The organism is Ensifer sp. (assembly GCF_035999185.1).
Lineage (GTDB): Bacteria > Pseudomonadota > Alphaproteobacteria > Rhizobiales > Rhizobiaceae > Ensifer.
This window is the reverse complement of sequence record NZ_DASYHB010000055.1, coordinates 1-21767: the sequence shown is the minus strand read 5'-3', so window position 1 is coordinate 21767 and position 21767 is coordinate 1. Positions and strand designations below refer to the sequence as shown.

Here is a 21767-nt window from a genome sequence, read left to right as displayed (position 1 = left end):
CGCCGGAAAACGCACTTCGTCCGGCGCCTCGAAATCGAGCCGCGACAGCTTGGCGAAATCGAGCCGCTCGATCGGCAGGTTGCAGCGGCTCGGATAGGCGAGCGCATAACCGATGGCCGTGCGCATGTCCGGGCAGCCGAGCTGGGCCAGCACCGAGCCGTCGGTATAGCCAACCATCGAGTGGATCACCGACTGCGGATGCACGATCACCTCGACCTGTTCGGGTTCAAGTGCGAACAGGTGTTTCGCCTCGATCATCTCCAAGGCCTTGTTGAACATCGAGGCGCTGTCGATCGAGATTTTCAGGCCCATCGACCAGTTGGGATGCGCGCGCGCCACGTCCGCGGTCACGTGCCGCATCTCCTCGAGCGACTTGGTGCGGAAAGGGCCACCCGAAGCCGTCAGGATGATGCGCTCGACCGCATGGCGCTGGTGCTCTTCCAGCACCTGGAAGATGGCGTTGTGCTCGCTGTCGACAGGCAGCAGTCGGCCGCCGCCGGTCTTTACCGCATCGATGAACAGGCTGCCGGCGGAAACCAGGCATTCCTTGTTGGCAAGGGCGATGTCGGCCCCACGGCGCGCAGCCGCAAGTGTCGGCGCGAGGCCTGCATTGCCGACGATGGCCGCCATCACCCAGCCGGCGTCGCGTTCGGCTGCCTCGATCAGGCCGCTCTTTCCGGCGGCGACCGCAATGCCGGTGCCGGCAAGGGCAGACTTCAGGTTTTCGTACTGGCTTTCGTTGGCGGTAACGGCAAGTTCTGCGCCCACCTTCACCGCCTGCTCGGCGAGCAGCGGAATGTTGCCGTTGCCGGTCAAGGCGACGACGTCGAAGCGCTCGCGCCCGCCGAGACGTTCGATGACGTCGAGCGTGTTGGTGCCGATCGAGCCGGTCGAGCCGAGGATCGTCAGTCGGCGCTTCGCAGTGTCGCGGGATGCCATGCCAATATCCATATTGTTCTTTTCGGAGGCAATGCCCAAAGCGACCTTCATCGCGGGGGCCGCCGCGTGATCTTCTTAAAGATCGATCCGAGTTTTTTATGTTGTACGCTAGGCTCTACAGGCGAATTCCGCCGGCAACAAGGGCGTGGTCTTCAATCCGACTCGTCCGCGGGCTAAGAATCGGATCTGCTTTTGAGTCGAAGCCGAAGGAGTTCGCGATGCTGAAAACCGTTGTTGCCGTTTCCTGCGCCTGCGTGACCATCGAGATGGCCGCGATGCAGCCGGTTGCGGCCGAGAACGTGCCGAAGCAGCTTGTCGGCACGTGGCTTGCCGAAGACATCGGCGGTGGCGGCGTGATCGACAATCTGCAGTCGACGCTGGAGATCCGCGAGGACGGCACCTATGGCGGCATGGCGGGGTGCAATCACTTCACCGGCACGTTCGGCCTCTCGGGTTCAAAGATCACCTTTGGTCCTGCAGCGTCCACACGCAAGATGTGCGTGCCCGCGGTGATGAACCAGGAGCAAAAATTCCTCGAGGCGCTGCGCAGCGAACTGACGTGGACGATCGACGGCTCGAAGCTTGTGCTCGGCAAAGCGGGGGGTGGGATCGGCGTCAGGCTGGCCTCAATGGCGGCGGGTTCCGAAGGCAGCGACGTGACGATCCGCATCCCTGGCGCCGACAGCGTTGACCGGCAGACGGTCCGTTACGACTGCGGCGGCAAAGCGATCGAGGCGGAATACATCAACGCCGGTCCGGTCTCGCTGGTGACCTTCACCATCGACGGCGCCTTCGTGGTCGCGTCGAACGTCATTTCGGGTTCGGGCGCCAAGTATGCCGGCGGGCAGTATGTCTGGTGGACGAAGGGCGAGGAGGCAACGCTGTTCGACGCGATGAAGGGCGACGAGGACAAGGGAGTAGCCTGCAAGCCCGCATCCTGATGCGTCGATGGCGCCCGAAGGCGCGACCCCGGATGTCGCGCCTTTGACGAGCCGGCTACATAAGTTGTCGCTCCGATTGGAACTTTTGCGCTCGTCTCCTAGTTACAATCCCGACGCCATCGCGGCGCTGTTGTGTGAAAATGGGAGTGTTCCATGGGGCTGCTTATCGGAATTCTGATTACCTTCCTCGTCATTGTGCTGGTGCTTTATCTCGTCCAGCGGCTGCCGCTCGACGCACGCGCCAAACAGATCGTCCAGATCATCGTCATCATCATCGGCATCATCTCGCTCTTGAAGTATCTGGCCGTGTTCTGAGGCGAAAACCTCTAGCGCAATGCCAAGGCCGCCGGTTCGCAGGGACCGGCGGTTTTTCGTTGGGAGGTCGACCCTGACAGGAACTGACAGTGGCGTCGCTTAGCGTCCGGTCACCCAACAGGAGACCGGATCATGCTGTCACCAAATCTCATCCTCCTCTATGTCGAGGACCCGATCGCGAGCGCAGGCTTCTACACAGGTTTGATCGGGCGTGAGCCCGTTGCCGCCTTTCCGTCCTATGTCGCATTCGAGCTGGAAAACGGGCTCACGTTCAGTCTCTGGTCCACGCAGGCCAAGGATTTTGTCTCGTCCGGTACCGGACATCGCTCGGAAATCGCCTTTCTGGTGAAGGACGACAAGGAAGTGGAGCGGCTCTACGCGGAATGGCAGGGCCGCGGGATCAGGATCGAGCAGGAATTGAAGACCGCCGTCTTCGGCCGCACCTTCGTCGCGCTCGATCCGGATGGCCATCGGCTGCGCGTGTGCCGGCCGGATGGCTGAGCCGTCCCGGCTTCGCGGGTGGATCGCGTGGGATGGGCCGAGGCGACGGTTGAAGGCTCCCGACCCTCCAGGCCAACAGCGGAATGATTTTAGGTTGTTTCCTTTTTCAGGTTTCACCTAGTGTGGTCGTTTGCATCTTCAATTCGAGACCCGCAAACTGTAGACGCGACGAAAGGCGACGATTGGACGGCAGTTGTAGCCACTTTCCTGGACGCTGACGGCTCCTATGAGCACTTGGGGTTGCTCAAGAACGGGGACGTCCGTTCGCCGTCCTTCTGGAAGACGTCGATCGACGTCTTTGAGGCTATCGTCAAAACCCCTGGGCCATCAGGCCATCGCGTGCGCGCGGATACTGCAAGGAAGCTGGCTGAGGGCTGAGGCGGCGATCGTAGAACTGCTGTCGGCATCGGGCTGCGCTGCCAGATGCCCCGCAGGTGGCCGGAGCGTTGCAGAAACAAAAAAGGCCGGGGCAGACCCGACCTTCCTCATCACCTTCGATCGACGCCAGTTCATCCGTGGTCGTCAAGAAGGTATGACTGTTCAATAGCTTCTGTTCGTGACAGGCAAATGACGAACACGCTTTTTTATTCCGCGACTTCGACCAGGAGTTCGATTTCGCAGTTTTCCGCTCTACCACCTGCCTAAATGCGCGCCGCCGTCGACGTTGAGCACCTCGCCGGTTACGCGCGGCGCCCTCGTCAGAAACAGGACGGCGTCCACGATCTCGTCGACGCTGGAAATGCTGTGCATCGGCGACAGCGTGTTGAGGAAATCCTTCGGATTGTCCTTGTGAAGCGGCGTGTCGACCACGCCGGGTGCGACGATGTTGACCCGAATCCCATCCCTTGCGTATTCCATGGCGATGTTCTTCGAGATCGCGTTGATGCCGCCCTTGGTGAGCATGGCGACCGAGGCGTTCATGCCTGCGATCGGGCGATCGGCGAGCGGGGTGGTGATGCTGACGATGCTGCCGCCTCGCTTCTGCGCCAGCATCTGCCTGACGACCAGCTGGGTCATGTACAGAAAGCCTTCGATGTTCGTGGCGCTGAGCTGGCGATAGTCTTCGGCCGTGTAGTCGACGAAGGGTTTGGTGAAAAAGATGCCGGCATTGTTGACGAGGGCGTCGATCGAGCCGAACCGGTCGACCGCGGTTTCGACCACCCGTTTCGCCGTTTCCGGATCGGCGATGTCGCCGTCGACCCGGGCGAGCCGGTCCGAAGCGATGATGTCGCGGGACTGGCTGACGTTTCGCGAGGTTGCGACGACGTTGTAGCCCTGTTCGAGGAAGGCGTTTGTCAGGCCTGCGCCGATGCCCTGGGAGGCACCGGTGATGATGGCGACCTTGTTGGTCATATGATCTCTCCATGGTTGGACTGCTTTCGTGAGATCAATATGGCCGCAGCGCGATTGCACGATTAGATGGAAATATCTGGAATTTCTTTCCCATCAGTGCAAAAATCGAAGGATGGTCGACCTGAACGATATCGCGGTCTTCGCCGCCGTTGCGCAATTCGAGAGCTTCAGCCGGGCGGCGCGGGCGCTGGGCATGCCCGTCTCCACCGTAAGCCGCAAGGTGACGGTGCTCGAGGAGCAGCTTGGCGTTACCTTGATCCAGAGGACGACGCGAAAGCTCAGTCTCACCGTTCAGGGGCGCGCCTACTATGCCGAGTGCAGCGAACCGCTGAAGCAGCTTCGTGACGCAGAAAGGGTGCTGAGCGAGGCGCAAAGGAAGCCCGAGGGGTTGTTGCGCGTCACGGTTCCCGTAACCCTTGGACAGCCGCCGTTCTTCGATTTCCTGTCCGCGTTCCTTAAGAAATATCCGGAGATCGAGGTCGATCTCCTCGTCACCAACATGTTCCTGGACCTCGTTGCGGAAAACATCGACGTGGCGGTCCGGTTTGGCGAATTGCGTGATTCGTCGCTTGTCGCGCAGCGTCTCGGTAGCAGCACCCACTTCCTCGTGGCTGCTCCCGAATATCTCGATGAGCACGGCACTCCGCTACGGCCCGCTGATCTGCACGGCCATCGCTGCATCCTGGTCAATGCCAGGAACAATGAAGCCGAATGGCATCTGGTCAACGGCGCCGAATCGATCAGTCTCAATGTGACAGGGGCGGTCTCGCTTCATGATATCCAGTCGGCCAGCGCCATGACCGAGCGCGGCCATGGTATCGGCCGGCTTCCGCCCATCTTCTGCGACAGCCTGCTTGCGGGCGGCAAGCTCGTGCGCGTGCTGCCCGGCTGGTCGGCGCCCGATGTGGGCGTGCACGCGGTCTATCCCACGCGTCGCTTTCTGCCGTCGCGTTTGCAGGTCTTTCTTCAGGAGCTCAAATCCTGGCGCGGTCCGGCGTGGCAATCGCTTCGCTAGATTAGACTTCGATCTCTTCGAGTTTCTGTGCGAAGACATTGAAGCCGGCGCGACGATAAGTGTCTTGTGCCTTCGGGTGGTCCCATTCGTCGGTGTGCAGCCAGATGCGGTTTGATCCGCGGCCCCAGACGGCCCGCAACGCGCTGTCGAGAAGAAAGGGTCCGAGTTTCCGGCCGTACACCTCAGGCACCAGGCCGAAATGGGTAAGCTCTACGTCCGGCGTATCGATACAGTCGAATTCGCAGAGCCCGACCGCGCGGCCTTCCAACCGCAGAATGTAGAGGCCGGTCGAGGGACTTTTGAGAAAGTCGTCAAGCTCCATTGCCGGCATGCGCAATCGCTGATCCCAACGCAACGGTTCGCCGACGGCGCGGTAGAGCGACAGGAACGTGGCGGCATCCGGCCGCTCGGACGCGACAGCTGCATGGGCGATGGGCGGCGGAAGCGCTGGGCCTGCGAGCTTTGCCCGCATCTCCATGTAGGTCACCAGCAATCGAACCGTGGTTGCGCCGGAGATGTCTGCTTTGTTGTCATCCACGGGGTCATCGTGGCATGCGCCACGTCCAGTTCGGTTTGAAGGGGTTTGAGCAAATGGTGATCCCGGCGCGATTCGAACGCGCGACCCCCAGATTAGGAATCTGGTGCTCTATCCTGCTGAGCTACGGGACCACTTGGATAGCACCCATACAAAAGCGCAGCCCCTTCGCCAAGTGTTTTTGCATAGATGCGGGCCGGAAATGCTTGTGAGGCGCAGGCGAAGGGAACGCCCTGAGCAACTGTCGCATGGGTGCCCGCCATCGGTTTAAATCGATTGCAAAACGGGCTGGTCTTTCACGTCTCTCGAATGCTAAGCAAGGCGGGCGCCCGCTTGAGGAGGCTGGCGCTTCCCGTGAGACCTTCATCAGAGACCTGATCCACTTATGTTCATCGGAATAGATTGGGGCGGCACGAAAATGGAAGTCATCGCGCTCGGCCGCGATGGCGAGACGCGCGCCCGTCATCGTGTCGCGACCCCGACCAGCGGTTATGACGACTGTATCCGCGCCGTTCTCGACCTTGTCGCTGCGGCCGAACAGACGGCCGGTGAAAAGGGCTCGATCGGCATCGGCATTCCCGGCAGTCCCAATCCGCGCACCGGCATCGTGCGCAACTCCAACGCCGTGCTGATCAACGGCAAGCCACTCGGCCGCGACCTCGAAGCGGCACTTGGCCGCTCGGTGCGGCTTGCCAATGACGCCAATTGCCTGGCCGTCTCCGAAGCGGTCGACGGCGCCGGCAAGGATGCGCAGACCGTGTTCGGCGTGATCGTTGGAACGGGTCATGGCGGCGGCCTTGCGATCAACAAGAAGGTGCATGCCGGTTATCAGGGCGTTGCCGCCGAAATCGGTCATTATCCGCTGCCATGGATGACGAAGGACGAGTATCCCGGCCACAAGTGCTGGTGCGGCAAGCACGGCTGCCTCGACATGTATGCCTGCGGCACCGGCGTCGAACTCGACTATCGCCTGACGACAGGTGTCGAAAAGCGCGGGCGCGACATCATCGAGGCGAAGCGGGCGGGCGACCCGGTGGCATCAGGCGTCTACAAGCGTTTTGTCGACCGGCTCGCACGCAGCCTGGCGCTGCTCACCAACATCGTCGACCCGGACGTTTACGTGCTCGGTGGCGGCATGTCGAATGTCGACGAGATCTATGACGACGTGCCTCCGCGGGTGGTCAATTATCTCTTCGGTGACACGTTCGAGACCCCCATCCGCAAGGCCCTGCATGGCGACAGCTCAGGCGTGCGCGGAGCAGCCTGGCTCTGGAAGGACTGACAGCATGAACATCGACAAGGACCTCGCCCGCATCGCGCGGCAGGAAGAGGAATTGCAGTTCGAGCGCTTCGACCTCGACACGGCCTGGGAGCTCGGCTCGCTGCTGCGCAAGATGGCGGCCGAGCGCAAGCTCGGCGTCGTCATCGACGTCACGCTGTTTTCGATGCAGGTGTTTTACGCGGCCCTCGAAGGGGCGACGCCCGACAATCCGAACTGGGTGCGCCGCAAGCGCAACACCGTGTTCCGGCTGTTCAAGAGCAGCTATGCCACCGGCCGCGAACTGGCGAAAGCGCAGACCAATCTGCAGGCAAAGCTCGGCCTGGCCGATGCCGACTACGCAGCCCATGGCGGCAGTTTCCCGATCGTCGTCAAGGGTACGGGTTGCATCGGTGCGGTCACCGTGTCGGGCCTGCCGCAGCGCGAAGACCACAACATGGTGGTCGAGGCGCTCTCGTCCCTGCTCGGCAAGGATCACGATGCCTTGAAGCTAGAGGGCTGAGCGTTGGCAGAGGATATTTTTTCGCGATCGCGCGCCCTGTCTCAATGGCTCGCCGATGAGGCGCTGCCGCTCTGGCGCGACAAGGGTGTCGACGCCGCCGGTGGTTTCGTCGAGACCATCGACATGGCCGGCGAACCGACCAGCGCCAACCGGCGCTCTCGGGTGCAGCCGCGGCAGGTCTATTGTTTTGCCGAAGCCGGACGCCGCGGCTGGGCGGGTGACTGGCGTAGTGCGTCCGAAGGCGGCCTTGCCTATTTCGATCGGGTCTACAAGCAGCCGAGCGGGTTTTATGGCGCGCTCGCCGATGCCGAGGGCAATCTGCTCGACGGCTCGTTCGACCTCTACAACCAGGCCTTCGCGCTTCTTGCCTTTGCCTATCTCGGCGAAGTGATGCCTGCGCGCAAAGCCGAAATGATCGAGCGCAGCAACGATCTGCGCATCCGACTGGAAGAGCACGTCAAGCATCCCTTCGCCGGCTTCGAAGAGGACAATCCTCCCCGCCTGCCGCTTTGCTCCAACCCGCATATGCACCTCTTCGAGGCGTGCCTTGCAAGCGAGATGGTGGACGGTTTCGACCAGATCGCCTGGGCCAATCTGGCCGACGAGATCGCGCATCTGGCGATGGACCATTTCATCGACGCCGAGAGCGGCGTGCTGCGCGAGTTCTTCGACCATGACTGGGCGCCCTTTGCCGGCGACAAGGGCCGGATCGTCGAGCCAGGCCATCTGTTCGAATGGGCCTGGCTCCTTCTGCGTTGGGCCGAGCGCCGCGGCAGCGCCGAGGCGATCGTCAAGGCGAAGCGGCTCTTCGACCTCGGCGAGGCGCACGGCATCTGCGCGGATCGCAACGTCGCGATCATGACGCTGTTGGATGATCTGTCGGTTGCCGATCCGATCGCCCGGCTCTGGCCGCAGACCGAATGGTTGAAGGCGGCGGTCCGCTTTGCAGCGCTTTCCAACGGCGCCGAGCGCGAACGCTATCTGGCCTCTGCAGCCCGGGCGGCAGCAGCGCTGCAGACGTTCCTCGATACGCCGGTCGCGGGTCTCTGGCGCGACAAGCAGAAGGCCGATGGCAGCTTCGTCGACGAGGCGGCGCCGGCAAGCAGCTTCTATCATATTCTCTGCGCCATCTATGAGACTGAGGATTGCCTCGCGCGGCTCTGATTTGCCGTTTGATAACAGGCTGTTCTTCCTAGGGTCCGTCGCAATAGCGGCGGGCCATTTTCTTTGCTCAATGGCGAAATGTGATTAGTTCATATGTTGACATAAAGATATCTTTATGTGACTGACTCGTTTATTGTTTGTCGTTTTCAGAACGGGAGATTTCCCATGTCCGCCATCGACGCCCTTTTCGGTGACGTTTCCTCAAAACCGGATGGCTCCGAGATCATGCGGGCGCTGCGCCAGGCCGCGCGCGAACGCATCCTGATCATGGATGGCGCAATGGGCACGGAAATCCAGCAGCTCGGCTTCGTCGAGCAGCATTTCCGTGGCGACCGGTTCGGCGGCTGCGCCTGTCACCAGCAGGGCAACAACGATCTTCTGACGCTGACCCAGCCGAAGGCGATCGAGGACATCCATTACGCCTATGCCATCGCCGGCGCGGATATTCTTGAAACCAACACGTTCTCCTCGACCCGTATCGCCCAGGCCGACTACGGCATGGAAGACATGGTCTATGATCTCAACCGCGACGGCGCACGGGTGGCGCGGCGCGCGGCCAAGCGTGCCGAAGCCGCAGACGGTCGCCGCCGTTTCGTCGCCGGCGCGCTCGGGCCGACCAACCGCACGGCTTCGATCTCTCCCGACGTCAACAATCCCGGCTATCGCGCCGTCACCTTCGACGACCTGCGCATCGCCTATGCCGAGCAGATCCGCGGTCTGATCGACGGCGGCGCCGACATCATCCTGATCGAGACGATCTTCGACACGCTGAACGCCAAGGCGGCGATCTTTGCCACCAAGGAAGTCTTCGTCGAAAAGGGCATCGAGCTGCCGGTGATGATCTCGGGCACGATCACCGACCTTTCGGGCCGCACGCTGTCCGGCCAGACGCCGACGGCGTTCTGGCACTCCGTGCGCCATGCCGACCCTTTCACCATCGGGCTCAACTGCGCGCTCGGCGCCAACGCCATGCGCGCCCATATCGACGAGCTCTCCGGCGTTGCCGACACTTTCGTCTGCGCCTATCCCAATGCTGGACTGCCGAACGAGTTCGGCCAGTATGACGAGACGCCGGAGCAGATGGCAGCCCAGGTGGAAGCCTTTGCGCGCGACGGCCTGCTCAACATCGTCGGTGGCTGCTGTGGTTCGACGCCGGCCCATATCAGCGCGATTGCCAAGGCCGTTGCCAAGCATCCGCCGCGCGAGATCCCGAAGATCGAGCCGCTGATGCGGTTGTCCGGCCTGGAGCCCTTCACGCTGACGTCGGACATTCCCTTCGTCAATGTCGGCGAGCGCACCAACGTCACCGGTTCGGCCAAGTTTCGCAAACTGATCACCGCCGGCGACTATTCGGCAGCCCTTGATGTCGCCCGCGACCAGGTGGCGAACGGCGCGCAGATCATCGACATCAACATGGACGAGGGCCTGATCGATTCGAAGCAGGCGATGATCGAGTTCCTGAACCTCGTCGCTTCCGAGCCGGATATCGCCCGCGTTCCCGTGATGATCGATTCGTCGAAGTGGGAGGTGATCGAGGCCGGCCTGAAATGTGTTCAGGGCAAGCCGCTGGTCAATTCCATCTCGATGAAGGAAGGCGAGGAGGCGTTCCTGCACCACGCGAAGCTTTGCCGCGCCTATGGCGCCGCCGTCGTCATCATGGCATTCGACGAGGTTGGCCAGGCCGATACCCAGGCACGCAAGGTCGAGATCTGCACCCGCGCCTACAAGCTTTTGACGGAACAGGCGGGCTTCCCGCCCGAGGATATCATCTTCGACCCGAACATCTTTGCGGTGGCAACGGGCATCGAAGAGCACAACAATTACGGCGTCGACTTCATCGAGGCGACGCGCGAGATCATCACGACCTTGCCGCATGTCCATGTGTCTGGCGGCGTTTCCAACCTTTCCTTCTCGTTCCGCGGCAACGAGCCGGTGCGCGAGGCGATGCACGCCGTGTTCCTCTATCACGCCATTCAGGCGGGCATGGACATGGGCATCGTCAATGCGGGCCAGCTCGCCGTCTATGACGCGATCGATGCCGACCTGCGTGAAGCCTGCGAGGACGTGGTGCTCAACCGCCGCGCCGATTCGACCGAGCGCATGCTGGAGATCGCCGAGCGCTATCGCGGGCAGGGCGGGGCGCAGGGCCGTGAGAAAGATCTTACCTGGCGTGAATGGTCGGTCGAAAAGCGCCTGGAACATGCGCTGGTCAACGGCATCACCGAGTATATCGAGGCTGATACGGAGGAGGCGCGCCTTGGCGTCGCCCGACCGCTGCACGTCATCGAAGGGCCGTTGATGGCGGGCATGAACGTTGTCGGCGACCTCTTCGGCTCGGGCAAGATGTTCCTGCCGCAGGTGGTCAAATCCGCACGTGTGATGAAGCAGGCGGTTGCCGTGCTCCTGCCGCACATGGAGGCGGAGAAGCTCGCCAATGGCGGCGAGGCACGCCAGAGCGCCGGCAAGATCCTGATGGCGACGGTCAAGGGCGACGTGCACGATATCGGCAAGAACATCGTCGGCGTCGTGCTTGCCTGCAACAATTACGAAATCATCGATCTCGGCGTCATGGTGCCCTCGGCAAAAATCCTCGACGTGGCGCGTGAGCAGAAGGTTGATATCATCGGCCTGTCGGGCCTGATCACCCCGTCGCTCGACGAGATGGTGCATGTCGCCTCCGAGCTCGAGCGCGAAGGCTTCGATGTGCCGCTTTTGATCGGTGGTGCGACCACCAGCCGCGTGCACACGGCGGTGAAAATCAATCCGCGCTATGATCGCGGCCAGACGGTCTATGTCACCGACGCCAGCCGCGCGGTCGGCGTCGTCTCGAGCCTGTTGTCGCCGGAAGTGCGCGACAGCTACATGGAGACGGTCCGGGCGGAGTACCGCAAGGTCGCTGACGCCCATGCCCGCAACGAGGCGGAAAAGCGCCGTCTGCCGTTGTCGCAGGCCCGCGCCAACCAGCACCGGATCGACTGGAGCACCTATCAGGTCAAGGCGCCGTCCTTCGTCGGCACGCGCGTCTTTGAAAGCTGGGATCTGGCGGAGCTCGCCCGTTACATCGACTGGACACCGTTCTTCCAGACCTGGGAGCTGAAGGGCGTCTATCCGAAGATCCTCGAAGACGAGGCGCAAGGGGCTGCTGCCCGCCAGCTGTTCGATGATGCCCAGGCGATGCTTGCGAAGATCATCGAGGAGAAGTGGTTCGCGCCGAAGGCCGTTGTCGGCTTCTGGCCAGCGGGCACCGTCGGCGACGACATCCGGCTCTTTGCCGGCGAAGACCGGGCGTCCGAGCTTGCGACCTTCTTCACGCTACGCCAACAGCTGTCGAAGCGCGACGGCCGTGCGAACGTGGCGCTTTCCGACTTCGTCGCCCCCGTCGATAGCGGCTCGAACGATTATGTCGGTGGCTTCGTTGTCACGGCCGGCATCGAGGAAGTGGCGATCGCCGAGCGCTTCGAGCGCGCCAACGACGACTATTCGTCGATCCTGGTCAAGGCGCTGGCCGACCGTTTCGCCGAAGCCTTCGCCGAGCGCATGCATGAGTATGTGCGCACCGAGCTCTGGGGTTATGCAGCCGACGAGACCTACACGCCCGTGGAGCTGATCGGCGAGCCCTATGCCGGCATCCGCCCGGCGCCTGGTTATCCGGCTCAACCCGACCATACGGAAAAAGCGACGCTGTTCCGGCTGCTCGATGCGGATGCCGCGATCGGCGTCAGCCTGACCGAGAGCTATGCAATGTGGCCAGGCTCGTCGGTATCAGGTCTCTACATCGGCCACCCCGAGGCCTATTACTTCGGCGTCGCCAAGGTCGAGCGCGACCAGGTCGAGGATTATGCGGAGCGCAAACGCATGCCGGTGCGCGAGGTCGAGCGCTGGCTGTCGCCGATCCTCAACTATGTGCCGATGCCGGAGACCGAGGCGGCTGAGTAACGCTGCGGGATGGAATGATGACGGGCCGATCCAGGCTCGTCATTCGGGCTCATCATCGAGTGCGGCAAGGAACGCCGCGAGAGCGGCATTGAAGCGGTCCGGCCGCTGTAGCGGCGCGAAGTGGCTGACGTCGTCAAGCAGGATGAACGCGGCGCCCGGAATACTGCGGGCGAGGTAGTCCGCGTGTTCGCGCCTGATGAATTCATCGTGTTCGCTTTGCACGATCACGACCGGCACGCGGATCTTGCCGAGATCGTCGGCGGTGTAGTTCGGCTCGGTCTTCTGCATCTCGCTGACGGCATCGACGAAGGCGCCAAACGCGTCAGGCGTTGCCGATAGCTCCCTGTAATCGCTCGAATGCCGCCTGAAGCAGCGGTCGAGCACCGGGCTCGGTTCGATCTCCTTCGTTCCACTCGGATCCATGTTGCAGGCGAAGAAGAAGACGCCACTGACGCGCTCCGGCGCCATCGAGGCGAGAACGAGTGCGATACAGGCGCCGTCGCTCCAGCCGGCTATGGCCGCCTTTTGAAGTTCGAGCCTGTCCATGACGGCGCGCACGTCCGACGCCATGAGTTCGTAAGTGTAGGGTTTGCTGTCGCGGGTGCTGCGGCCATGGCCGCGGCTGTCGATCAGGATGACGCGATAACCAGCCCGATGCAGTACCGGGACCTGAAAACCCCAATTGCCGCTGTGACCGAGGCCGCCATGCAACAGGATGACCGGCTTGCCCGATCCATGGGTCGCGTACCAGATGCGCGCGCCGTTATGCTCGACGTGGCCTTCGAGCGTTGAGGCGGGCAGGGGCGTTGCACCATGTTCGGCGAACGCAGCAAGGTCGTCGTCCTCATTCTCCATGCACGCGGCCTCCCGTGCCTGGTCGCGATCCCGGAAAAATCTAGTTCACCGGTTGCGGCTCGGGAAAGTGCCAGGAGCCATCGAGGATTTCCTTGCGTGGCCGGTAGAGCCGTACCGTGTAGTTCCAGCCGTCGACCACCGGCAGGCAGTTGGCGATCTTGCCATCGCAGCCACCGAACTGGATCGCGACGCTGCCGTCATCCGCCTTTTTCGCTGTGATGTTGTTGATGGCATAGGCGTCGTAGGCGTTCTTTTCGTAGAAGCCTTGCGCATCATAGACGCTGACCGACCAGAAGGCATCGACCGGGACGTCCTTGACGTCGAGCCTGTAGATCGTCTTGCCGTCGTTCTTGGCGGGCGTGACGTTGAGATAGGTCGCGTCCTTGTCGGGATTGCCGCCCCAGCCGGTCGCGGTGCCGATCAGGTGGCGGATCGGATCGACTTCGTCCTTGGTGCCGAAGGCCTTCTTGAAGTCCGGGATGGTGGAGCCGAGCACGAGCAGCGCCTCGCGCACTTTCTTCTGGCTGGCCGGATCCCAGGCGGGAACCTCGAACTTGCCTTCAGTCTTCTGGCTGACCTTGATCGCGTCCTGAAGGGCATGCACCTCGGCGATATCCTTTTCGTCGGCGGGATCGACGAGGGTGCGGATGCCGACGACGACGTAGCGCGTGCCGACCTTTTCCTTGGTCAGGGTCGTCTCGCCGGCGCCGTAGACGACTTCGGGCACGTAATGATCCTCATTGATCACCTGCATCGACATGAAGCGCTTTCCGGCGTCCGGCAGGGTGATCGTGACCGGTCCGGCGTCGAGGTCGAACACGGCCGACGAATAGAGCGTGTCGCGGTTGAGGCGGATGACGGTCTGGTTGTCGATCGAGGCGGGTTCGCGCCGGTGCAGGAACTTGCCGAAGGCGCCGTCCTTGACCATGCTGGCCGCATACATGTCGCTCTCGGCGCGAACGAAGTTGTCGATGCCGACGGTCACGGGGTCGGCGGCGGCCGCCGTCAGCGGGCTGAAGCCAACGAGCGCTGCACTGAGAGCAACAGTAATACGCAATGTGGTCATGTCGGGTCCTCGGCGATCAATTGACGTGGTGCAGGGCTGGCGCTTTCCATTTGCCGTCGAGCGCGTCGGCTTTCGGCCAATAGAGGCGCATCGCCATGAAAAATGGGCCGGTGGGCGCTGGCAGCCAGTTGGCCTCCTTGTCTGCGCCCGGGCTTTCGTTCTGAACGTAGAGCGTAACACCGCCGTCGGCATCCTTCTTCAGATCGGCGAGCATCGGCGAGTTGATGAGGTACCGGTTGAGCGGATTGGCGTAGAGCAGGCTTGCCGGCAGCTGGTAGAGCGTCAGCGACCAGAAGGCGTTGACCGGCGGCAGTTGCCCCGGTTCGAAGCGCAACGTGTAGCGGTTCTCGCCCGAAAGCGGCTTCTTGTCGTCGCTGGTGAAGTAGGCGGGATAGATTGCCTCGTCCTTGGAGTTTCCGTAAATGCCGAGCACGGCGCCGGACATGCGGTCGAGATAGCGCCCGTTCAGATACTCGCGTGTGCCGAAGCTGTCGGCGCTCGTTCGTTTTCCGGTATCGAGTTCGGTTTCCTTGAACTCCTTGAAGGCGGCCCAGGCGTCGGCGATGCCGCCCTCGATCGCCTGCTGCATCTCCTTGGGGAAGGTCTCGAAATCGAAGCTCTTGCCGCCACCGACATTGATCTTGGCGAAGCGCTCCATCAGGTCCGTTTCCGACGGGTTCGTCGGGCAGAAGCCGAGGACGAAGTTGAGGATCTTGAAGAACTCCGGCGAGGTCTTCTCATCTGCCGCGCTCAGCGGCTTGGCAAAATCGACGGCCGGTGCCGCTGCGGGTGCCGCCTGGCCGAGAAAGCTCGAGAGCGGCTCGACCGTGTAGCCGGCCTGGACCTTCTTGACGTTCTCGATGTCGGCGGGATTGAAGAGCTGCGTGCGGTAAAGCACGAAGGCGAATTCGGTTTCCGAGCGGATGACCGCCTTGATGCCCGGCGGAGTTTCGCCTTTCCAGTTTGGTCCTGCGAGCAGGAAACGGCCAGCCTCGCTGCCGGTGGAGCGGTTGCCGACATAGGCGAAGTTGAACGTGTACATGTCGATGAACTGGAGCGAGTAGTAGCGCTCCTTCTCGATCGCCGGCACCGCCAGGACCAAGGGTTCGGCGCGCAGATCAGCGCCGAGGAACGAGTAGGGCGTGTCTGAATTCGGCGTCTGGATCGCCTTGTCGTCAGGTGTGTAGACCCGCGCGGTGTTGTTGAGGATGTTCCAACCGCTCTTGAACTCGGGATTGCCGCGATCGACGAAGTAGGAATGCTGGATGCGGTAATTGTCGACCAGGGGGAAGCCGTATGTGTAGGCCTCCTTGGCGATGGCGCGGGCCTCATCCGTCGACAGGCCGGTGTCGGCAGCACCTGCCCTCGTCACCTTGAGTGCGGGTAGAGCCGTCGCAAGTGCGCCGAGCATCAGAAGTGACCGTCGCTTGAGCATCGCAGGTTCCCTTAAGGCTGGAGCCCAAATCGTGCCAGTTCGACGAGGAATCGCAAGTACGTAACGGTTACGGCGCCAAGGCCGTCGCATTGCCCGCGCGCCCGCAGATGGCGCGGCCCGCCAAGCTGCGGTAACATCATGGCTGGAGTACATCGTACGTTGAGAGTTCGTCGATGGAGCGCCGTCTCGCTGCCGTCCTGATCGCGGATGTCGTCGGTTACAGCCGCTTGAGCCGGCTGGACGAGGAAGGCACGCGTCTCCGATTCCAGGCCGATCTAGCGAGCATTCTAGAGCCGCTGTTTCTCGAGCATCACGGACGTCTGGTAAAGACGATGGGCGACGGCCTGCTGGTCGAATTCCGCAGTGTCGTCGACGCGACGCAATGCGCGGTCGAAATCCAGAGGCGCAAGGCGGAGGCGGAAGCCGAAAAGGCGCCAAACGGCGAGAGGCTGGATTTTCGCATCGGCATCAATCTCGGCGACATCATCGTCGAGGGCGACGATATCCACGGTGATGGCGTCAACATTGCCGATCGGGTGCAGGGGCTCGCCGATCCGGGCGGGATTGCCATCTCGGGCACCGCCTATGACCAGGTCAGTTCCAAGCTGAAGGTTGGTTTCGTTTCGCTCGGGCGGCAGGCCGTCAAGGGGCTGGCCGACCCGATCCGGGTCTATCGCGTGCTTCTCAACCCGGAGGCGGCGGGCAAGACCACGGTCGAAAAGAAGCCGCGGCGCGCTGCCTGGGTAAGGGGGTTGGCCGTTGGCGTTGCCGCGCTCACCCTTTCTGCCGTGCTCGCCTGGTGGCAGCCTTGGACGTGGATCGGCCAGGAGGGGCCGGCTGAGCGTTTCGCCTATCCGCTGCCCGACCAGCCGTCCGTCGCCGTCCTGCCCTTCATCAATGTCAGCGGCGACAGCGATCACGACCATCTGGCCGAAGGGCTCACCGACGATCTCATCACCGAACTGTCGAAAGTCTCCGGCCTCTTCGTCATCGCCCGGCACTCGGTCTTTGCCTTGAAAGGCAGCGCCAACAAGATCCAGGACGTGGCCGCCGAACTCGGCGTGCACTACGTGCTCGAAGGCACCCTGCAGCGCGCCGATCAGCGGCTGCGCATCAACGTCAAGCTCATCGATGCGGTGAGCGGCCTATCGCTCTGGGCGGAACGCTACGATCGACAGTATGCCGATCTCTTCGCGGTTCAGGACGACGTCATCAGCAAGATCATTGCCGCGCTCGAAGTAAAACTCAGCCAGGGCGAGCGCGACCAGCTGGCGCGCATCCCCACGGACAATCTCGAGGCCTATGACAACTACATGCGGGCCGAGCAGCAGGGCCTCATCTGGCGCGATGTCGACACCTATCGCCAGACGCTTTCCTTCTACCAGCGGGCGATCGACCTCGATCCTGACTTCGCCGATGCCCATGCCGGCATCGCCCGCGTCGCTGTCGACGTCTGGCGCAACGACTACAATTATCTCTGGTCGGCGGCCGTGGCCCGCAAGATCGCCTATGACGCGGCGGGACAGGCGCTGAAGCTCGACGCCAACAATGCCCGCGCCCACACGGTGCTGGCGCTGCTGCAGCTCGTTGACGGGAGGGCGCTTGAAGCGAAAGAGTCGGCGCTAAGGGCAGTCTCTGCGCAACCGAACGATGCCGAGGCGCTGGCCAACCTGGCGCTGGTGCTTGCCCAGACCGGCGAGAATGAGCAGGCGATCGACGATATCGACCGGGCGTTGAGGCTCGATCCGTCGCCATCGTCCAGCCTGCAGCTTTTGGCCGGCATCGTCTATTACACGGCGCGCCGCCTCGAAAAGGCAATCCCTTTGATCGAGACGGCCGGTGCGTCGCTGCCGAAGTCGGAGGCGGTGCGCGAATATCTGGCGTCCGCCTATGCCCAGCGGGGCGACCAGCAAAGTGCTGCAGCGGAAGCTGCGGAACTGCTGAAGCTCTTCCCGGACACGAACCTCAGCTACTACGGCTACCTCTACGACTACTGGCGCGAGGAGGACCTCTATCGCCATCTCTTCGGGCTTCGCGTCGCGGGAATACCGGAATGGCCCTTCGGTTTCGTCGGTGCCGCCAGCGACCGGCTCGGCCCCGAGGAGCTCAAGCAACTGACCAGCGACAAGACCTGGACCGGCGTGCACAAGAACGGCACGAGCTTCGCCCAGTTCTTCGACAAGGACGGCAACACGGCCTATCGCACCAGCAACACCAACATCACCGGCCGCATCGAAGTGAAGGGCAACCAGCTCTGCGAGAAATATGACGGATATTTTCTCGACCGCATGGTCTGCGGTTATGTCTACCGCAACACGGCCAAGGGCGAGCGCACGGCGGACTACATCAGTGTCACGCCGCAGGCTCTAAAATTCTTCTCGATCGAGCGGTGAACGCTATGGCTGTGCGCGGGCGGCCGCCTCAGCGCGAAGGCCTCGTCCAGTTGATGTTCGCCTTCTCGGTGAGCAGCGTCTGCTCGACCTCGGACCAGTGCTTGCGCGAATCGACCACCTTGTTCGGGTTCTTGACGAGACCGTCGGCGGCACCCGGATCGTAGCTGAGGTACAGCTTGTTCTCGATGATGCGCCATGCCTTCGGATCGATGTTGGTCGTCACGGTGCCGAAGGAGACGCCATCGGCGCAGTAGCCGCCATATTGCGGCGCATAGCGGGTCGGTTCTTTCATGAACTGGTCGCGGTGCTCGGCGTTTGCGAACTGCCAAGTGGCGCCAAGCCAGCGGTAGCTGAATTCGGGCGATCCTTCGACAGCCTTGTTTTCGGTGAAGTAGGCGACGGGGTCGTATCCCTTGATCGCCACGTCGCCGAAGTAGCCGGTGTTGACGGGCTCTTCGGCCAGCGACGGGCCCGCGGACGCCAACAGCGTCGCTGTCGCCGCGATCGCAAGGGGTATGGAGTATCGAGACATGCCATTTCCTCCGTTTCCGGATCTGGTTCTATTGTCGTTTCGTGCATTCGCCATAGAGCCATTCGCCGACGAGATCGGCCTTCTGGCAGGTGGCACCGGCTTTCAGCAGAAGCTCGGCCGTTGGCCAATAGGATCGCCACCCCGCCTGGGTGAGCGGCGTGTAGCCGTTTCGTTCCTTGGCTTCGATGTCGGCCTTGTTGGCAAGCAGGAAGGCCACCACCTCGGCGTGGCCCTCTTCGGCGGCCGCATGCAGCGGCGACATCTTGTAGAAGTTGGCGGTGTCGTTGACCGCCGCGCCCTTGGCGACGAGCAATTTGACTGTTTCGAGATCGCCGCCATAGGCGGCGGCGTGCAGTGCCGTCAGGCCACCCTTGTTGCGGATCTCGACGTCGGCGCCGCGCTCGATCAGGAGTGCAACGACCTCGGTGCGTCCTTTGAGAGCCGCGATCAGCAGGGCCGGCTCGCCGGCCGTGTCGGGCTCGGTGATGTCGGTTCCCTGATCGAGCAACTGCTTGACGCGTTCCGTATCGCCGTCCCGTGCTGCGTCGTGCAAAGGGCCAGCCATGGCTGTCGCGGTAAAGAACGCCACCGCGGCCAGCGATGCAAAGAGAGATTTCATCGCGTAACCTCCGCCCCAGCTTCGGTCTCGCCCACTACAGTGCTGCGTGTCTGATCGGACGCGTCAAGGTCACTGCAGGACTTTGAACTGCTGCACGTCTTTGCGCCTGGATCGGCTACGATGCAGGCAACACGCAGCAGAAGGAGCGAAAATACCACAGGGCGGCGAGTGGAAACAGGCTTTACCGTTGCCCGATCCATACTCCTTTCGGGCGATCAGGGGTTTGCGGGTGCCGCTCAGGCGGCAACCCGCGTCAGGTTGAGCATGCGTCCGATGGCGCTCGGGATGGGCGCGATGATCGGCGTCGAGAACATTGGCTGCAGGTCGTCGGCGGCCTGGCCGAGCGGGCCGCCGCCGATGATGACGGCCTCGGCGCCATCGTCTTCGATACACTGGCGAACTGCCTCACCGAGCGCGGAGAGCAGGCGATCCGGGTGCGCGGAGAGCGCAAGCGGATCGCCCGGCGTGCAGCGGATGCCGGTGTATTGCGGCCAGACGCCGAGGTCGCGGGCACGATCGTCGATCGCCTGGATCAGTTCCGGCGTCGTGGTGGCGACGCCGAACTTGCGGCCACCCTGCGAGGCCTCGATCATCGAGGCTTCGCAGATGCCGATAACCGGAATATCGAGGCGATGCTTGAGGGCGGCAAGGCCGGGGTCGCCGAAGGCACTGACGACAATACCGAGGCATCCAGCCTCGTGCTTTTCACCGATTTCGACGACCTCGGCAGCGGCATGGGTCAGTTGCTCCGGTGTGACGATCATCGGCGGGTTCCGCATGGCCGTGGCAACTGCCACGGCCATGCGTCCTGATGCAGCCCGGCGTGCGATGGCGACCATCATGTCGCTGGTGGCACGCGAACTGTTCGGGTTGATCAGAAGGATATGTGCGCTCACGTTCTCAGTTCCACGCCGACTTTGATTTCAGAGGTTTCAGCCTTTGCGAGGTCCGCATCGGCCGGCTGGGTGAGGTCTTCCATCGACATGCCGTAGGTCTCGGGCCCGAGCTGGATGCAGAAGGCAAAGACCGCATACATGCCGGCGGCGAGACCGAAGACACCGACCATGCCGTAAACGTCAAAGAGGGCGCCAGCGATGGTGGGGACGAAGGAACCCGCAGCCGAACCGGTTGCAAGGATCAGCGCCACGCCGAAGGCGCGGATGCGGGTCGGGAAGAGTTCGGGCGCATAGATCCAGATCGAGGTGTTGAGCAAGAGCACGAAGAACTGGAAGATCGCGCCGAACATCAGCACCAGATAGATGTTGGTGCCGAGATAGGCGATCGAGACGGCCGCAAGGCAGGCGAAGACGGCACCCAGCGTCAGCACCTTCTTTCGCGGGAAGTAGTAACCGAACATCGAGGCGGCGATGGCGCCGAGCACGCTGCCGCTCTGGATGATCATGCTGTAGAGCAGGCTGCCCTGCAGCGTATAGCCCATGGACACGAAGATGATCGGCATCAGCGTCAGTACGGAAAGCTGGGCGCCGTAGCTCATCAGGATGGCGATGGCGACGGGGATGGTGCGGCCGAGATAGGGCGCGCGGAAGAGTTCCTTCCAGTCGCTCTTGGCCGGCTCCTCGTCCTTCAGGTGGTCCTTGGTCAGATATTCCTGGACCTTGAGGTTGCGCGGGCGAAGCGATCCGGAAGCAAGGATCGAAAGCACCTTGTTGGCTTCGTCGATCTTGCCTTGCGAGGCAAGGAAACGCGGCGTTTCCGGCACGAAGCGGCGATAGAAGACGACGAGCAGGGCCGGTAGCGCGAGGGCCGCAAAGAGCCAGCGCCAGCTGTTTTCACCCGGAAAGAGGGTAAAGATCATCAGGCCGAAGGCGGGCGCAAGGAAATTGCCGAAGCCGCCGGCGCCGACATTGACGAGGCCGGCCGCCGTGCCGCGGAATTTTGGCGAGCAGAATTCCGAGAGCATCGTCACGGCGGTCGAGATCTCGCCGCCGACGCCGAAGCCGACGATGGCGCGGGCAAAGCAGAGGGTGGCGAAGTTCGGCGCCATGGCGCAGGCAGCCGAGCCGATGGTGAAGAGCAGAAGGTTGATGGTCAGCATCACGCGCCGGCCGTAGCGGTCGCCAAGGATGCCGGAGAGCAGACGGCCGATCGCCGCACTGCCGAAGGTGATGGTATTGAGGAAGCCGATGTCGGTGCCGGTGAGGCCCCAATGTTCTTTCAGGATCGGGCCCGCGACGCCGATGGTGTTCTGCTCAAAGCTCTCGAACAGGCAGCCGATGAGCACGAGAGCGAGGATCTGCTTGTGGGCGCCGGTGACGCCGATCTTGGTGAAGGCTGATTCCAACTGTCTGATGACCGGCGATGACCTGCCGGAAGGCACCATATTTTCCGCTGCCATGGTTCGTTCCCCTTTATGGCTTAACAACGTG

Annotated in this window: 19 protein-coding genes and 1 tRNA gene; 9 read left to right on the top strand and 11 right to left on the bottom strand. The window is 62.5% G+C overall.

Going from position 1 to position 21767, the window contains the following annotated elements:
- Nucleotides 1-939, bottom strand: a 939-nt coding sequence (gene dxr / locus VGO04_RS05725; RefSeq protein WP_327494997.1) for a 1-deoxy-D-xylulose-5-phosphate reductoisomerase, incomplete at its 3' end; no start/stop codon positions are given.
- Between the two features lie 218 nt (nucleotides 940-1157).
- On the opposite strand from dxr, the gene VGO04_RS05720 reads away from it, so the two are divergent.
- The 3 genes from VGO04_RS05720 (at nucleotide 1158) to VGO04_RS05710 (ending at nucleotide 2696) form a co-directional block, all read left to right on the top strand.
- The gene (locus tag VGO04_RS05720) at nucleotides 1158-1880 is read left to right on the top strand and encodes an META domain-containing protein (protein ID WP_327494996.1); all 723 of its coding nucleotides are present in this window, start codon (nucleotides 1158-1160) and stop codon (nucleotides 1878-1880) included.
- A gap of 153 nt (nucleotides 1881-2033) precedes the next feature.
- A complete protein-coding gene (locus tag VGO04_RS05715; RefSeq protein WP_089044368.1) occupies nucleotides 2034-2195 on the top strand; it encodes a Thivi_2564 family membrane protein in 162 nt (53 codons plus the stop codon).
- A 132-nt stretch (nucleotides 2196-2327) separates the two neighbouring features.
- Nucleotides 2328-2696 carry a VOC family protein gene (locus VGO04_RS05710; RefSeq protein ID WP_327494995.1) on the top strand — a complete coding sequence of 123 codons (369 nt, stop codon included), beginning with the start codon at nucleotides 2328-2330 and terminating at the stop codon, nucleotides 2694-2696.
- 630 nt (nucleotides 2697-3326) lie between these two features.
- On the opposite strand, the gene VGO04_RS05705 is transcribed toward VGO04_RS05710, so the two are convergent.
- Nucleotides 3327-4049 (bottom strand): SDR family oxidoreductase, encoded by a 723-nt coding sequence (locus VGO04_RS05705; protein WP_327494994.1) that lies wholly within the window; start codon nucleotides 4047-4049, stop codon nucleotides 3327-3329.
- A gap of 112 nt (nucleotides 4050-4161) precedes the next feature.
- On the opposite strand from VGO04_RS05705, the gene VGO04_RS05700 reads away from it, so the two are divergent.
- Nucleotides 4162-5064: a LysR family transcriptional regulator gene (locus tag VGO04_RS05700; RefSeq protein ID WP_327494993.1), complete on the top strand. Its 903-nt coding sequence runs from the start codon at nucleotides 4162-4164 to the stop codon at nucleotides 5062-5064.
- Nucleotide 5065: 1 nt separating this feature from the next.
- On the opposite strand, the gene VGO04_RS05695 is transcribed toward VGO04_RS05700, so the two are convergent.
- Both VGO04_RS05695 and VGO04_RS05690 read right to left on the bottom strand, forming a co-directional pair.
- Nucleotides 5066-5602, bottom strand: coding sequence for a GNAT family N-acetyltransferase (locus VGO04_RS05695; protein WP_327494992.1), 537 nt, complete (start codon nucleotides 5600-5602; stop codon nucleotides 5066-5068).
- Nucleotides 5603-5656: 54 nt separating this feature from the next.
- Nucleotides 5657-5733: transfer RNA gene (locus VGO04_RS05690), tRNA-Arg, on the bottom strand.
- Nucleotides 5734-5984: 251 nt separating this feature from the next.
- On the opposite strand from VGO04_RS05690, the gene VGO04_RS05685 reads away from it, so the two are divergent.
- From VGO04_RS05685 to metH, 4 genes are all read left to right on the top strand, one after another.
- The gene (locus VGO04_RS05685; RefSeq protein WP_327494991.1) at nucleotides 5985-6881 is read left to right on the top strand and encodes an ROK family protein; all 897 of its coding nucleotides are present in this window, start codon (nucleotides 5985-5987) and stop codon (nucleotides 6879-6881) included.
- A gap of 4 nt (nucleotides 6882-6885) precedes the next feature.
- Nucleotides 6886-7380 (top strand): heme-degrading domain-containing protein, encoded by a 495-nt coding sequence (locus VGO04_RS05680; protein ID WP_327494990.1) that lies wholly within the window; start codon nucleotides 6886-6888, stop codon nucleotides 7378-7380.
- A gap of 3 nt (nucleotides 7381-7383) precedes the next feature.
- Nucleotides 7384-8544, top strand: a complete 1161-nt coding sequence (locus VGO04_RS05675; RefSeq protein WP_327494989.1) for an AGE family epimerase/isomerase — start codon at nucleotides 7384-7386, stop codon at nucleotides 8542-8544.
- Nucleotides 8545-8709: 165 nt separating this feature from the next.
- A complete protein-coding gene (metH, locus tag VGO04_RS05670) occupies nucleotides 8710-12480 on the top strand; it encodes a methionine synthase (RefSeq protein WP_327494988.1) in 3771 nt (1256 codons plus the stop codon).
- Nucleotides 12481-12519: 39 nt separating this feature from the next.
- Here the strand turns inward: metH and VGO04_RS05665 are convergent, their stop codons facing one another.
- The 3 genes from VGO04_RS05665 to VGO04_RS05655 are packed head-to-tail and all read right to left on the bottom strand — an operon-like array spanning nucleotide 12520 to nucleotide 15836.
- Nucleotides 12520-13335 carry an alpha/beta hydrolase gene (locus tag VGO04_RS05665; protein ID WP_327494987.1) on the bottom strand — a complete coding sequence of 272 codons (816 nt, stop codon included), beginning with the start codon at nucleotides 13333-13335 and terminating at the stop codon, nucleotides 12520-12522.
- Between the two features lie 40 nt (nucleotides 13336-13375).
- The gene (locus VGO04_RS05660) at nucleotides 13376-14401 is read right to left on the bottom strand and encodes a DUF1254 domain-containing protein (protein WP_327494986.1); all 1026 of its coding nucleotides are present in this window, start codon (nucleotides 14399-14401) and stop codon (nucleotides 13376-13378) included.
- A gap of 16 nt (nucleotides 14402-14417) precedes the next feature.
- Nucleotides 14418-15836, bottom strand: a complete 1419-nt coding sequence (locus tag VGO04_RS05655) for a DUF1254 domain-containing protein (protein WP_327494985.1) — start codon at nucleotides 15834-15836, stop codon at nucleotides 14418-14420.
- 173 nt (nucleotides 15837-16009) lie between these two features.
- On the opposite strand from VGO04_RS05655, the gene VGO04_RS05650 reads away from it, so the two are divergent.
- Complete coding sequence (locus tag VGO04_RS05650) at nucleotides 16010-18229, top strand: adenylate/guanylate cyclase domain-containing protein (RefSeq protein WP_327494984.1); 2220 nt, start codon at nucleotides 16010-16012, stop codon at nucleotides 18227-18229.
- A gap of 28 nt (nucleotides 18230-18257) precedes the next feature.
- Here VGO04_RS05650 and VGO04_RS05645 read toward each other — a convergent pair whose 3' ends face one another.
- From VGO04_RS05645 to VGO04_RS05630, 4 genes are all read right to left on the bottom strand, one after another.
- Nucleotides 18258-18761, bottom strand: coding sequence for a YHS domain-containing (seleno)protein (locus tag VGO04_RS05645; protein ID WP_327494983.1), 504 nt, complete (start codon nucleotides 18759-18761; stop codon nucleotides 18258-18260).
- 28 nt (nucleotides 18762-18789) lie between these two features.
- Nucleotides 18790-19380 (bottom strand): ankyrin repeat domain-containing protein, encoded by a 591-nt coding sequence (locus tag VGO04_RS05640; protein ID WP_327494982.1) that lies wholly within the window; start codon nucleotides 19378-19380, stop codon nucleotides 18790-18792.
- A 236-nt stretch (nucleotides 19381-19616) separates the two neighbouring features.
- Complete coding sequence (locus tag VGO04_RS05635; protein WP_327494981.1) at nucleotides 19617-20276, bottom strand: aspartate/glutamate racemase family protein; 660 nt, start codon at nucleotides 20274-20276, stop codon at nucleotides 19617-19619.
- Nucleotides 20273-21736, bottom strand: coding sequence for an MFS transporter (locus tag VGO04_RS05630; RefSeq protein ID WP_327494980.1), 1464 nt, complete (start codon nucleotides 21734-21736; stop codon nucleotides 20273-20275). Before VGO04_RS05630 ends, VGO04_RS05635 begins: the two co-directional genes overlap by 4 nt.
- Between the last annotated feature and the right edge of the window lie 31 nt (nucleotides 21737-21767).